Here is a 12,650-nt window from a genome sequence, read left to right as displayed (position 1 = left end):
ACCGCAGCATCAGCCGAAAACGAACGGCGCGCAAAACCTGGCTACACTTGCGCGCATGAAAACCGCCGCGACCTGCCTCGCTACCCTGCTCGGCTTCGCTGCCGCCACCGCTTGCGCAGCGCCTGCGCTCCAGAACGTCAACGCCCGCCCGGCGCTCACGCTGAACGGCAAGTGGCACGTCATCGTCGATCCCTACGAGAACGGCTTCTATAACTACCGTCGCGAGGCGTTCGACGCCGCTCCCAAACCGACGGGCGGCTACTTCCTCGATCACAAGCCGGCCGACCGCAGCGAACTCGTCGAATACGATTTCGACACCAGCCCCACGTTGATGGTGCCGGGCGACTGGAACTCGCAGGACGACCGTCTGTTCTGGTACGAAGGCACGGTCTGGTACCGCACCACGTTCGACTTCGCGGCCCAGGCCGGCGCGCGGCAGTTCCTGCATTTCGGCGGCGCCAACTACCAGGCCGACGTCTACCTCAACGGCGCCAAGCTCGGACGGCACGTCGGCGGTTTCACGCCGTTCGAATTCGAAGTCACGGGCAAGCTCAAAGCCACCGGCAACTCGGTGGTAGTGAAAGTCGACAATACGCGGCACGCCGACGCGGTGCCCACGGTCAATACGGACTGGTGGAACTACGGCGGGATCACCCGCGACGTCGCGCTGGTCGAGACTCCCGCGCTGTTGATCCGCGACTACCGCGTGTCGTTGAAGAAGGGCGCTACCGACCATATCGAGGCGACGGTGCAGCTCGACGGCGCGCACGAACGCATCGAAGTCGAATTGGCGATCCCGGCCGCGGGAATCCGGTCGCGCGCCTGGTCGACCGCCGAGGGCTTGGTGACCTTCGACCTGCCGGCCCGCGGCCTCAAGCTCTGGTCGCCCGAGCAGCCGCATCTGTACGACGTGCGTATCTCGATCGCCGGTGGCGGCGACGCGATGAAGGACCGCATCGGGTTCCGCAGCGTGGCGGTGCGTGGCGCCGACATCCTGGTGAACGGCAAGCCGACCTTCCTGCGCGGCATTTCACTGCACGAGGAAAACCCGCTGCGCGGTGGACGCGCGTATTCGGCCGATGACGCGCGGACCCTGTTGGGTTGGGCGAAGGAGCTGGGCTGCAATTTCGTGCGTCTCGCGCACTACCCGCACAACGAATACATGGCGCGTATCGCCGACGAGATGGGGCTCATGTTGTGGGAAGAAGTGCCGGTGTACTGGACGATCCAGTGGCAGAACCCGGAAACACTCGCCAATGCCAGGAACCAGCTCACCGAGCTCATCGCGCGCGACCGCAACCGCGCCAGCGTCATCGTCTGGTCGGTGGCGAACGAAACGCCGGTCAGTGAGCCGCGCACGAAATTCCTCGAGTCGCTGGTAGACACCGCACGCGCGCTCGACGCCACGCGGCTGGTATCGGCCGCCATGGAAGTGCACGTCGATCCCGCCGATCCGGATCACCGCATCGTCGACGATCCGCTCGGCGCGTACACCGACCTGCTGAGCTTCAACCAGTACATCGGCTGGTACGACGGCCTGCCCGACAAGCTGCCAAACATCCGCTGGACCTTCGCTTACGACAAGCCAGTGATGATCAGCGAATTCGGCGCCGACGCGCTGCAGGGCAAACACGGCGACCGCCTCACGCGTTTCAGCGAGGAATACCAGGAAGACCTCTACCGCCAGACGTTGGCGATGCTCGGCAAGATTCCGCAGTGGCGCGGCACCACGCCGTGGATCCTGGTCGACTTCCGTTCGCCGCGCCGCCCGCTGCCGAACATCCAGGACGGCTGGAATCGCAAAGGCCTGATCGGCGAGAACGGCGTGAAGAAGCGGGCGTTCTTCGTGCTGCAGGATTTCTACCGGCAGAAACAACGATGAGCGGTCGCCGGGAGCCCACCGGGCGCACATCCGTCCTGCCATGTCCGCGTCGGTCCCATCCGACGTCACCGATCGCCGACCGCCAAGTGATTGTTTGTAGTTAGGTTGGCAGCGGCTGTCGCGGATCGCCGCCGCGCGGCTGCGCGATTGTCGGGTGAGCGCGACTCGCGCCGCCGGAATTCTTCATGCGGCCGCCTCGTTGGGCGAAAACGCAGTGGCACGTGGCTTGCAAACTCCGGTGCGTGGCCAGACGACGAAACGAGGTTTCGGGCGTCGCCGCCATTACCTGAAACGCGAGGAGTACCTTATGAAGAAATCTCTCATTGCCATCACCATCGCAGCGCTGATTCCGCTGGGCGCGGCGGTCGCCGGCGACAAATCCGGCAAGGCGCCGTCATTCGATTCGCTCGACGCGAACAGCGACGGCCGCATTTCGCAGACCGAAGCGGCGGTCGATTCGAAGATCGTGTTCTCGAGCGCCGACGCGAATGGCGACGGCTATCTCGACAAGGCCGAGTGGAAAGCGAGCCTGAGAGGCAGCGCCGCGCCGGCACCGGCACCACAGTCCGAGCCCGTGTCGCCGACGGACCCGAGCACTCCCCAGTCCGACACTGAGACCCCGCGGCAATAGTCCGCATTCAGGCCGGACGAGCGCGCGGCCCATCGGGGCCGCGCGTTTTCCAAGGTTTGCCTGACCATGGCCACGCGCTTTTTCACCCAGCACGTTGCGATTGCCGCGCCGGAACTGTTCACGGCCGCGGTGTGGGTACTTCGCTCGCTGGCCGTCGGGGCGAGCTTGTTCGTCGCGCTGCGCGTCGCCTCGTGGGTGATCTGACCCAGACTCCCTGCGAATGACCGCTTGCGTGCTGCCGGTCAACCCATCCGCGAAAAGCCACCGCCACTCGAGCCGCCGTTGCCACGCCCACCGCCGCTGGTGCCGGAGCGCGCGCCACGCGCGAAGCCACTCTGGCCGCCGCGGCTGCCGCCGCGCGGAGCTCCACCGGGACGTCCGCCGTGCGGCTTGCTACCCGGGCGACCGCCCGGTTTGCCGCCTTGCCCGTGACGTTGACCGCCACCACGGTGATCGGCACCGCGTTGTGGCCGCGGCGCGTCGGTTGCCGGCTGCCCCGAGCCTGTGCCAGCCGCCGCTGCATTCGTTCCTCCGGCCGGTAGATAGGCATCGTGGCTGGCGCGGCCGGGCTCGCGCCGGCCCCCACCACCGCCACCGCCGCCGCGACGGCCACCGCCACCACCGTGACTCCGGCCGCCCCCGCCATGCGAGCGTTGTTCCGGACGGCGCCGCGGATCCTGGTGCGGCTGGTACTCGCCCGCATCGGCGTTACGCGGGGCGTGTGTTCCTTCCTTGATCTCGAACTTCGGCGGCTCGATGAAATCGATCTTCCGCTTGAGCAACTTCTCGATGTCGCGCAGGTAGCTCACCTCGTCGGGCGAGACCAGCGAGATCGCTGCTCCCGTCGACCCGGCGCGCGCGGTGCGGCCGATGCGGTGGACGTAATCCTCCGGCACGTTCGGCAATTCGTAGTTCACGACGTGCGGCAGCTCCTTGATGTCGAGCCCGCGCGCCGCGACCTCGGTTGCCACGAGCGCGGTGATGCGGTTTTCCTTGAAGTCCTGCAGCGCCTTCACGCGTGCGTTCTGGCTCTTGTTGCCGTGGATCGCCATGGCGTTGATGCCGGAGCGCTCGAGCTGCTGCGTGAGCCGGTTCGCGCCGTGTTTGGTGCGCGTGAACACCAGCACCTGGTGCCAGTTACCCTCGTTGATGAGGTGCGCGAGCAGATGCCGCTTGTGGTCCTTCGGCACGCGGTAGGCGCTCTGCTCCACCCGGTCGGCGGTCGCGTTGCGCGGCGTCACCTGCAGCGACGTCGGGTTGCGCAGGAAGCCATTCGCCAGCTGGCGGATGTCGTCCGAGTAGGTAGCCGAGAACATCAGGTTCTGGCGCTGCTGGGGCAGCATCTTCAGGATGCGCTTGATGTCGCGGATGAAGCCCATGTCGAGCATGCGATCGGCTTCGTCGAGGATGAAGATGCCGACCTCGGAGAGCGAGATCGCGCGTTGCTCGCACAGGTCGAGCAGGCGGCCGGGCGTCGCGACCAGGATGTCGCAGCCCTGGCGGGCGCGATCGATCTGCGGCTTCTCGGAAACGCCGCCGAATACGACCTGCGTGCGCAGGTCCACGTATTTGCCGTAGTCGGTGATGCTCTGCGCGACCTGCGCGGCGAGCTCACGCGTCGGCGTCAGCACCAGCGCGCGCGGGTTCTTGCCATGGCGGGCGCCTAACTTCTGCAGCAGCGGCAGCGTGAAACCGGCGGTCTTGCCGGTGCCGGTCTGCGCGCCGGCCAGCACGTCGCCGCCCGCGAGGACGGCCGGGATGGCCTGTTGTTGGATGGGGGTTGGCGCCGTGTAGCCCTTGTCTGCGATGGCACGCAGCAATTCGGGCTTGAGGCCGAGCAGGTCGAACGAACCCGCCAATGAGGAATGGGGAGAAATGGACAATTGAATACCTTCCAGAATGGAATGAAGAGACTCGCAGTCCCATCGCCATGGCGATCGGAGCGGTCATTAGCGAGAAGTGTGTTTGCGAATCGTTACGTCACGAATGACGCTGTCGGACTTGCTGGCTTTAGGGGGCGATGACCGCGCGACCCTGGATAAGCTGCACGCGACTATACAGGTCGGTGCCGGGTGGGGAAAGCCGGCAGCCGCGCGAATCCGCCCCCAGTCGCCGGAAATGAGCGGCCACGCACAGCGAAATCAGGGAAAGAGACCGGAAAGGCGCGCAGAAAGGGTTGAAATCGACCTGGCGCAGTCCACCTGCCAAGGCGCAGCGCGAACTCCGCAGCCGGCGGTTCGCGAGCGGACGAAGCCGTTCCTTCCGCATCAGACGCTCTAACTAATCGATGTCGTCCGCGTGCAAATGCGTAGGCGGCGGCTGACCGCAGACCGCAGAAATTTCGTGCATGGGTGTCGGGATTTGTCTGCATTCGCAGACGATAAGCATCCGTAGTCTGACACCGAACGGATTCATACGAATACCCGAGGGAACCCATGACTACGCATCGTGTTGGTCGCAACCTACTCGCGACATCGCTCATTCTTTCTGCTCTCAGTGCCTGCGGTGGCGGCGGTGGCGGCAGTCCCCCGCCTTCGGGTAACAATCCACCGCCGGTCAATCCGCCGGCAAATCCCCCGGCGGAGGTTCCGGTCCCGGCGCCCGGGGCAGGCGTCACCTCGGGAGACACCTACGCGGTTACCAGCACCGGCCGGCTCGTGACGTTCGATCGTGCCGCCCCGGCACTCGATACGGCCGTCGCCATCACCGGCTTGCAAGCGGGCGAAACCGTGCTCGGCGTGGACATCCGCGCCGGCGGCGCCACACCGGGCGAGTTGTACGCACTTGGCAGTACCGGCCGCATCTACACGATCAATACGACCAGCGGCGTGGCCACGCAGAAATCCGTGCTGGCCGCCGACAGCGGCGACAGCACCGATGCGTTCACGGCCCTGTCCGGCACCGAATATGGCGTCGACTTCAATCCGGTCGCGGATCGCCTGCGCGTGGTCAGTGACACGGGTCAGAACCTGCGCATCGACGTCGACACCGGCGCGACGATCACCGACGCCCCGCTCTCGAGCGGCGGCGCGACCCGCACCGGCGTCAACGGCGCCGCTTATTCGAATGCGTTCGCCAACGCCTGCCGCTCCACGCTGTACTACATCGACGCGGCCACCGATCAGCTGTTGACCACCACGGATCCGAACGGCGGCGCGGTCAGCGTCGTCGGCGCGCTCGGCGTCGACACCACCGCGGTCGGCGACTTCGAGATCGCCACGGCGGCCGACGGCACGAACACCGGCTATGCCGTGCTGGTCGTCGGCGGAGTGCCAACCTCGTACCAGGTGGATCTAACTAGCGGCGTCGCCGCCACCGCGGGCGCCGTGACACGCCTCGATGCCAACGAGCTGGTGCGCGATACCGCCATCGCGCCGCCTGCCACCGCCCCGGCGCAACTTGCCGGCGATATCTACGCGCTGACCGAGTCCAACAAGCTGATCTCGTTCAACGCCGCGCTGCCACAGAAGGCCTGCACCACCGCGACGCTGAGCGGACAGCAGAGCGGCGAGAACATCGTCAGCATCGACGTGCGTCCGGCGGACGCGACGATGTACGCGCTCGGCAGCAGCGGCAACCTGTACACCGTCGACACCGCGACCGGCGCGCTGACGGCGAAGGCCACGCTCGCGGCGCTGCTCGGCGACGACCTGCCGTTCACGGCGCTGACCGGCACGAACTTCGCGTTCGACGTGAACCCGGGCCAGGACCTGATCCGCGTCAACACCGATCTCGGCGCCAGCTTTCGCGTGACGCCCGACACCGGCGAGGTCAAGACGGATCCGGATCTGAACCCGGCCGGCTCGGTATTCGGCGACGCGGCGTACGGCAACAGCTTCGTCGGCACCATCCTCTCGAACTACTACGCCATCGACGCGACCACCGATGCGCTGCAGATCGTGGGCCGCACGTCGGGCAGCACCATCAATGGCGACGTCCAGACCGTCGGCCCGCTCGGCGTCGGCGACGTCGGCCCGGTCGCGGGCTTCGACATCTCGGGTCTCGACAACCGGGGACTGGCGGCGCTCAACATCGGCGGTGCGGCCACCTCGGACCTGTTCACCATCAACCTCACGAACGGCGCGGCCACCCGCATCGACACGATCGCGGGTGGAGAAAAGGTGCGCGGTCTGGCGTATGGGCACCTGCCGGTGGCCACCGTGTTCGCGCTCACCTCCGACGACCACCTGGTAAGTTTCAAACCGCTGACGCCCGGCACGTTCGATACGGATGTGCCGATCACGGGCCTGCAGGGCAGCGAGGCCATCGTCGGCTTCGACGTGCGTGCGTCGAACGGCGTGTTGTACGCGCTCACCGATGCAGGGCGTATTTACACCGTGGACACGGCGACCGGTGCGGTATCGGGCAGCGTGACGCTGACCGCCAACACACTCGACAGCACCGACGCATTCACGGCGCTTGCGGGCACGCACTTCGGTGTGGACTTCAGTCCGGTCGACAACGTGTTGCGGGTGCAGAGCGACACGGGCCAGAACCTGCGCATCGACGTGGATGCCGGGACGGTCATCACCGACGGCGCGCTGAATCCCGCGACGCCGCTGGTGGTCGGAACCGCCTTCAACAACAACTTCGCCGGCGCCACGGCTGCGACGCAGTACGCGATCGATCTGGCCGCGGGCGGTCAACTCGTGCGCCAGACCTCGATCAGCGGAGCGCTGGCCACGGTCGGCAGCCCGTTCAACGTCGACGGCGGCTTCCTGACCGAAGGCGGCTTCGACATCGCAGGCGGCGAGAACGGACTTGCGCTCGCCGCGCTGCAGAAAACCGCGGACACGCGGTCGACGCTGTACCGTGTCAATCTCTCGACCGGCGCGTTGACGTCGCTTGGCTTGTTAGGTTCGAACGCCACCACGGTGATCACGGCCCTGGCGGTGCGCCTGCAATAATGCGGATGTGACATTGGGGCGGCGGCTGTTACCCTGCCGCCCCATGTCGAAACTCGCCCTCCGCGGCCGCCCGCGCCGCCGCTCCATGAATGCCGCCCTGCTGCGCGCGCCGACACGGCGCGCCCCGGCCGGCCTGCGGGTCGAAATCCTCCGGCAGCTCGCGTCGCAGGAGCCCGCCGCATGAAATGGATCGTCATCATTCTCGTCCTGATCGTCGCCGCGGCGGTCGGCAGCTACTGGTACGACGGCTACAGCGCCAGGCAGGTCCTGCTCCGGCAGCCCATCTACCACGTGCTCGAGAAACATGAGCCGCAGTTGTTCGACAAGATCGTCGAGGAATACAAGGTGTTCCAGCGCAACGAGTCGCGCCGCGAGGATTTCGTGAACTTCGCGAATCACGAGATCAGCCTCGCGGCCACGCAGCACCTGGCGCATGCCTCGCAGGAATCGGTGCTCGCGCTGGTGCACGACATGGTGACGACCGCCCGCACGCTCGAGAAACAACCCGGCGACACCTGCTTTCGCTACTGGTTTCCGCTGGTTGCAGGGCCGCCCGATGTCGCGAAGTACATCGACGAGAAATCGCAGGCGCACACGCTCGAACTGATGGGAGATGTCATTCGCAGCGCGGAGGAGAGCCCCGTCGAGCTGCCGGAGGCCGACAAGGTGAAGGACAATCTCGCCAACGTGATCAACGCCACCTACGAGCAATACGGTGCGGACGCGCAGATGATGGCGCACGCGGACGACCCGCGTGTCGATCGCACCAAGGTATGCACGATCACGATCTCGGTGTACGACCGGATCCTCTCGTTGCCGCCGCAACAGGCGGCCGAGCTGATCCGTGCGATGACGCAGGTGCGGAAATAGGCTCCGACCTCGATGCGTCCGAGCCACGCCGATCGGATCCTCAAGGTGAATCACGCCGGTGAACATGGCGCGGTGAACATCTACCGCGGCCAACGACTGGTGTGTTTCTGGCGCGATCCGCAGCTCAAGCGGGAGCTCGAAGAGTTCCGCGCGCACGAAGAAAAACATCGCGCGATCTTCGCGGCGGAGCTCGCACGGCGCGGCCTGCCGCGTTGCCGCAGCTACCACCTGTGCGGACTCGGCGGCTTCCTGCTGGGCGTGACCACAGGCATCTGCGGGCGCGCATCGATCGCCGCGGTGACGGTCGCGGTCGAACGCGTCGTCCTGCGGCATCTGCAGGCGCAGTTGCGCGAGCTCGACGGCGTCGACCCGGCCGCGTATGCGGCGATCGCCGCGATTCACGCGGATGAACAGGCGCACCACGATCGCGCCGCGCAGGAGCCGCGCCAGGGCATCTTCTGGCCACGCGTGCTGCGGCCGACGGTCAGTGCGATCACCGAATTTGTCATCTGGACGGGAATGAAGCTTTAATTGGCCCCCGTGCCTCTGGGAGACCATGTGCGTAATCCAGCCTGTTTCGCGTTGTTGTTAGGCATGGCCCTGCACACGCCGTGTTTCGCCCAGCAGCCGCCTGCGCTGCACGAGAAATCCGTCGCCGAACTGGGCGCCGACCTCGCGGCCGGGCGCACGACCTCGGTGGCGCTGGTACAGGCGTACCTCGCGCGCATCGAGGCCATCGACCGGAATGGCCCGGCGCTGCACGCGGTACTGGCGGTGAACGAACAGGCGCTGGAACAGGCGCGCCAGCTCGACGGCGAACGCAAACGCAGGAAACTGCGCGGCCCGCTGCACGGCATCCCGGTGCTGCTCAAGGACAACATCGAGACCATCGAACTACCGACGACGGCGGGCTCGCTGGCGCTGCGCGACAATCACACGCAACGCGATGCACCCATCGTCGCGAATCTGCGCGCCGCGGGCGCCATCATTCTCGGCAAGACGAATCTCTCCGAGTGGGCCAACTTCCGTTCCACTCATTCCACCAGCGGCTGGAGTGGCCTGGGCGGCCTGACGAAAAATCCGCACGTGCTCGATCGCAGCGCCTGCGGGTCGAGTTCCGGCAGTGGTTCCGCAATGGCGGCCGGGCTCGCGGCGGCGACGGTGGGCACGGAGACAGACGGATCGATCGTCTGCCCCGCATCGCTGAACGGCATCGTCGGCGTGAAACCGACGCTCGGGTTGCTGTCCGGCGAGCGCATCGTGCCGATCTCGCACAGCCAGGACACGGCGGGTCCGATGACCGCAACCGTGACCGATGCCGCGCTCATGCTGACGGCCATGGTCGGCAAGACGCCCGCCTGCAAGGACTGCGTCGTTCGCGACTATGCGGCGAGTCTTTCCACCGCTTCGCTCGCGGGCAAACGCATCGGCGTGCTGCGTTTCAAAGCCGGCCGCCTGCCTGCAGTCGACCCCGTATATGCCGCGGCGCTGGAGCAGCTGCGCGCCGCCGGGGCGACACTCGTCGAAGCGGACTTCGGCGACACGGACCCGGTCGACGCCGCCGAAGAGATCGTGTTGTTCACCGAGTTCAGGCCGGACCTCGAGGCCTATCTAGCCACGACGCCCGCCGCGGTGAAGACGCGCACGCTGGCCGATCTCATCGCGTTCAACGCGGCGCAGCCGCGCGAGCTGGCATTGTTCGGCCAGGAAAACTTCGAGCGCGCGCAGCGCATGCCCGGCCTCGACGACGCTGCTTATCTCAAGGCGCTGGCCGATTCCAAACGCCTGGCAGGCGCGGAAGGGATCGACAAGGTCCTGAAAACGAACCGGCTCGACCTGCTGGTCGCGCCAACGACCGGCCCCGACTGGCGCTTCGATTTCGTCAACGGTGACAACTACACCGGTTCGTTCAGCACACTGCCCGCGGTCGCCGGTTATCCGCACGTGACCGTTCCCATGGGCACCATCAAGGGAATGCCCATCGGGCTGTCGTTCATCGGCACGGCGTTCAGCGAATCGCAATTGCTCGATGCGGCCTACGTCTACGAACAGCGCAGCAAGGCGCGCCCGCGGCCCGGGTTCATTCCTTCGGTAGACGTCGCGAGCGAAGCAACCGCGCCACTGTGAGCTTTCGAAGTTAAGTATTCGTAAGCGCAGGAACTTCCGCAGCCATGCTAACTTCCCGCCTCAAATGCATCTGCTGCTGATCGAGGACGATGCGGAAGGCGCCAAATTTCTCGCCAAGGGACTGCGTGAAAGCGGCTACGTGGTCGATATCGCGTCCGACGGCCGTGAAGGCCTGTTTCGCGCCACCGAGGGCAGCTACGACCTGATCGTCGCCGACCGCCAGCTGCCGCATTTCGACGGCCTGTCGATCGTCGCGATGCTGCGCAAGAACGGCAGGCGCACGCCGGTGCTCATCCTGTCGGCGCTCGGCTCGGTGGACGACCGCATCGAAGGCCTGCGCGCCGGCGGCGACGACTACCTCGCCAAACCCTTCGCCTTCGGCGAACTGCTGGCGCGCATCGAGGCATTGCTGCGCCGGGGCAACTTGCCCGACGTCACCACGCGCATTCGTATTGCCGATCTCGAGCTCGACCTGCTGGGCCGCAAGGTCACACGCGCCGGCAACCCGATCGACATCACCTCCAAGGAATTCCAGCTTCTCGAGTTCCTGGCGCGCCGCGCGGGCCAGGTGGTCACGCGCACCATGCTGCTCGAGGCGGTCTGGGATCTGCACTTCGATCCGCAGACTAACGTCATCGATGTGCACATCAGCCGGCTGCGCGCCGCAATCGACAAGGGATTCGAACGTCCGCTGCTGCATACCGTGCGTGGCGCGGGTTACGTGCTGCGCGATGCCGGCTGAACCACCCGCCCCGCCGCACCGGTCCATGCGTATGTCGTCGGCGCGCCTCGCGCTGCTGTACACCGCGCTGGTGACCGTGCTGACCAGCGTGCTGCTCGGCACGGTCTATCTACTGACGCGCAACGCGCTCGAGCGCGAGATCGGCGCGGTGGTGCGTGCCGAGGTCGACGATCTGTCGGACGACCTGCGGCTCGGCGGCGTCGAACGCGTGGCGCAGACGCTGCGGCTGCGCGCCGACAGCTGGGGCCGCACCGGCGCGGTGTTCCTGCTGGCGGACGAGCAGTTCCGTCCGGTGGCTGGCAACCTGTCCGCCTGGCCGCGCGATGTTTCGACCAATTCCGCATCGCTGGTCGAGTTCGACATCGCGGCGCAGGAACTGGGCGAACCGGTGCTGCACCCGGTCGAGGCGCGCGTCGAGCGCCTGTCGAACGGCTACTGGCTGCTGGTCGGCGCGGACACCAGTGAACGTCAGAAGGTGTTGCAGCGTTTCGGCCTCGCCACGCTCTGGGGCATCGCGCTGACCGCGCTCGCCGTCTGGCTGCTGGGCGCCGCCTACGCGCGGCGCACTGCGCGCCGCGTGCGCGACTACGCCACGACCTGCGAGACCATCGTGCAGGGCGACCTCACCCAGCGGCTGCGCGTCGACGGTTCGCGCGACGAGTTCGATGCGCTGGCCGGCGCGGTGAACACCATGCTCGATCGCATCGAGCAGCAGACCACGACGCTGCGCGCCGCGTTCGACAGCATCGCGCACGACCTGCGCACACCGCTGTACCGGCTGCGCGTGCGTCTGGAAGAAGCCCAGCTGCGCGCCGGCGGCACCGAGGCGTTGCAACGCGAGACCCACGAGCTGGTGGCGCCGGCGCTCGAGGAGCTGGACCGCGTGCAACGGACTCTGGCCACGCTGCTGCAGATCGCGCGCGCCGAGGCCGCGGGTGTCACCACACACGGGGACGAAGTCGATCTCGCGGCGCTGGCGGCGAACATGGTCGAGCTGTACGCGCCCGGCATGCGCGCGGCCGGCCTCGAAGTGACGCTGGATGCGCCGCAACCCGCGCCGCTCACGGGTAATCGTCAGCTGCTCGCGCAACTCATCACTAACTTGCTGGAAAACGCGTTGAAGTACGTGCCCGCCGGCGGGCACGTATCCGTGAGCGTGCGGAACACGGCGGGCGGCATCTCGATGTCCGTTGCCGACAACGGACCGGGGATCGCGCCCGCGGAGCGCGCGGCCGCGTTACGCCCGTTCGTGCGGGTGGGCGACGCCGCGGCAAAGGCCACCGGAAGCGGCTTGGGATTGAGCCTCGCGGCGGCGGTGGCGCGGCTGCACCGCGCCCAACTCACGCTCGGCGACAACGCGCCGGGCCTCATCGTCCACTGCGAATTCCCTGCTGGCACCCGGCGCGACGCACACGGTGGCGTCGCACAGGTCGGATGAAACGCCATTCGTTGGGGCAGGCGTTGCACATCGCGCCGGGCGCAGCACGGGAA

At 66.8% G+C, this 12,650-nt stretch carries 11 protein-coding genes; 10 read left to right on the top strand and 1 reads right to left on the bottom strand.

Annotation, left to right across the window (positions count from 1 at the left end; all coding sequences use genetic code 11):
* The first annotated feature begins 55 nt into the window (after positions 1–55).
* From WDO72_12815 to WDO72_12805, 3 genes are all read left to right on the top strand, one after another.
* The gene (locus WDO72_12815) at positions 56–1,882 is read left to right on the top strand and encodes a glycoside hydrolase family 2 TIM barrel-domain containing protein (GenBank protein MEJ0086561.1); all 1,827 of its coding nucleotides are present in this window, start codon (positions 56–58) and stop codon (positions 1,880–1,882) included.
* A gap of 307 nt (positions 1,883–2,189) precedes the next feature.
* Positions 2,190–2,513, top strand: a complete 324-nt coding sequence (locus WDO72_12810; protein MEJ0086560.1) for a hypothetical protein — start codon at positions 2,190–2,192, stop codon at positions 2,511–2,513.
* Between the two features lie 66 nt (positions 2,514–2,579).
* The gene (locus WDO72_12805) at positions 2,580–2,717 is read left to right on the top strand and encodes a hypothetical protein (GenBank protein ID MEJ0086559.1); all 138 of its coding nucleotides are present in this window, start codon (positions 2,580–2,582) and stop codon (positions 2,715–2,717) included.
* Positions 2,718–2,755: 38 nt separating this feature from the next.
* Here WDO72_12805 and WDO72_12800 read toward each other — a convergent pair whose 3' ends face one another.
* Positions 2,756–4,390: a DEAD/DEAH box helicase gene (locus WDO72_12800; GenBank protein MEJ0086558.1), complete on the bottom strand. Its 1,635-nt coding sequence runs from the start codon at positions 4,388–4,390 to the stop codon at positions 2,756–2,758.
* A gap of 558 nt (positions 4,391–4,948) precedes the next feature.
* Between WDO72_12800 and WDO72_12795 the strand changes: the two genes are divergently transcribed.
* From WDO72_12795 to WDO72_12765, 7 genes are all read left to right on the top strand, one after another.
* Positions 4,949–7,420, top strand: a complete 2,472-nt coding sequence (locus WDO72_12795; protein MEJ0086557.1) for a DUF4394 domain-containing protein — start codon at positions 4,949–4,951, stop codon at positions 7,418–7,420.
* A gap of 43 nt (positions 7,421–7,463) precedes the next feature.
* Positions 7,464–7,604: a hypothetical protein gene (locus WDO72_12790; protein ID MEJ0086556.1), complete on the top strand. Its 141-nt coding sequence runs from the start codon at positions 7,464–7,466 to the stop codon at positions 7,602–7,604.
* Entirely contained in the window at positions 7,601–8,290 is a 690-nt protein-coding gene (locus WDO72_12785; protein ID MEJ0086555.1) for a hypothetical protein, read from the top strand. The genes WDO72_12790 and WDO72_12785 overlap by 4 nt, the downstream gene beginning before the upstream one ends.
* Positions 8,291–8,302: 12 nt before the next feature.
* The gene (locus WDO72_12780) at positions 8,303–8,821 is read left to right on the top strand and encodes a demethoxyubiquinone hydroxylase family protein (protein MEJ0086554.1); all 519 of its coding nucleotides are present in this window, start codon (positions 8,303–8,305) and stop codon (positions 8,819–8,821) included.
* A gap of 27 nt (positions 8,822–8,848) precedes the next feature.
* Positions 8,849–10,417 (top strand): amidase, encoded by a 1,569-nt coding sequence (locus tag WDO72_12775; protein ID MEJ0086553.1) that lies wholly within the window; start codon positions 8,849–8,851, stop codon positions 10,415–10,417.
* 64 nt (positions 10,418–10,481) lie between these two features.
* Positions 10,482–11,159, top strand: a complete 678-nt coding sequence (locus WDO72_12770; protein ID MEJ0086552.1) for a winged helix-turn-helix domain-containing protein — start codon at positions 10,482–10,484, stop codon at positions 11,157–11,159.
* A 31-nt stretch (positions 11,160–11,190) separates the two neighbouring features.
* Positions 11,191–12,597 carry a HAMP domain-containing sensor histidine kinase gene (locus WDO72_12765; protein ID MEJ0086551.1) on the top strand — a complete coding sequence of 469 codons (1,407 nt, stop codon included), beginning with the start codon at positions 11,191–11,193 and terminating at the stop codon, positions 12,595–12,597.
* Positions 12,598–12,650 lie beyond the last annotated feature (53 nt).

Source organism: Pseudomonadota bacterium, assembly GCA_037200975.1.
In the GTDB taxonomy this organism is placed as follows: Bacteria; Pseudomonadota; Gammaproteobacteria; order Steroidobacterales; family Steroidobacteraceae; genus CADEED01.
Note: the sequence above shows the minus strand (reverse complement) of the source record. Positions and strands in the feature narration are given on the sequence as shown.

Excerpts from the sequence above, each read along its gene's own strand:
- WDO72_12815 (MEJ0086561.1), top strand. The coding sequence starts at position 56 with ATGAAAACCGCCGCGACCTGCCTCGCTACCCTGCTCGGCTTCGCTGCC.
- WDO72_12810 (MEJ0086560.1), top strand. The coding sequence starts at position 2,190 with ATGAAGAAATCTCTCATTGCCATCACCATCGCAGCGCTGATTCCGCTG.
- WDO72_12805 (MEJ0086559.1), top strand. The coding sequence starts at position 2,580 with ATGGCCACGCGCTTTTTCACCCAGCACGTTGCGATTGCCGCGCCGGAA.
- WDO72_12795 (MEJ0086557.1), top strand. The coding sequence starts at position 4,949 with ATGACTACGCATCGTGTTGGTCGCAACCTACTCGCGACATCGCTCATT.
- WDO72_12790 (MEJ0086556.1), top strand. The coding sequence starts at position 7,464 with ATGTCGAAACTCGCCCTCCGCGGCCGCCCGCGCCGCCGCTCCATGAAT.
- WDO72_12785 (MEJ0086555.1), top strand. The coding sequence starts at position 7,601 with ATGAAATGGATCGTCATCATTCTCGTCCTGATCGTCGCCGCGGCGGTC.
- WDO72_12780 (MEJ0086554.1), top strand. The coding sequence starts at position 8,303 with ATGCGTCCGAGCCACGCCGATCGGATCCTCAAGGTGAATCACGCCGGT.
- WDO72_12770 (MEJ0086552.1), top strand. The coding sequence starts at position 10,482 with ATGCATCTGCTGCTGATCGAGGACGATGCGGAAGGCGCCAAATTTCTC.
- WDO72_12765 (MEJ0086551.1), top strand. The coding sequence starts at position 11,191 with ATGTCGTCGGCGCGCCTCGCGCTGCTGTACACCGCGCTGGTGACCGTG.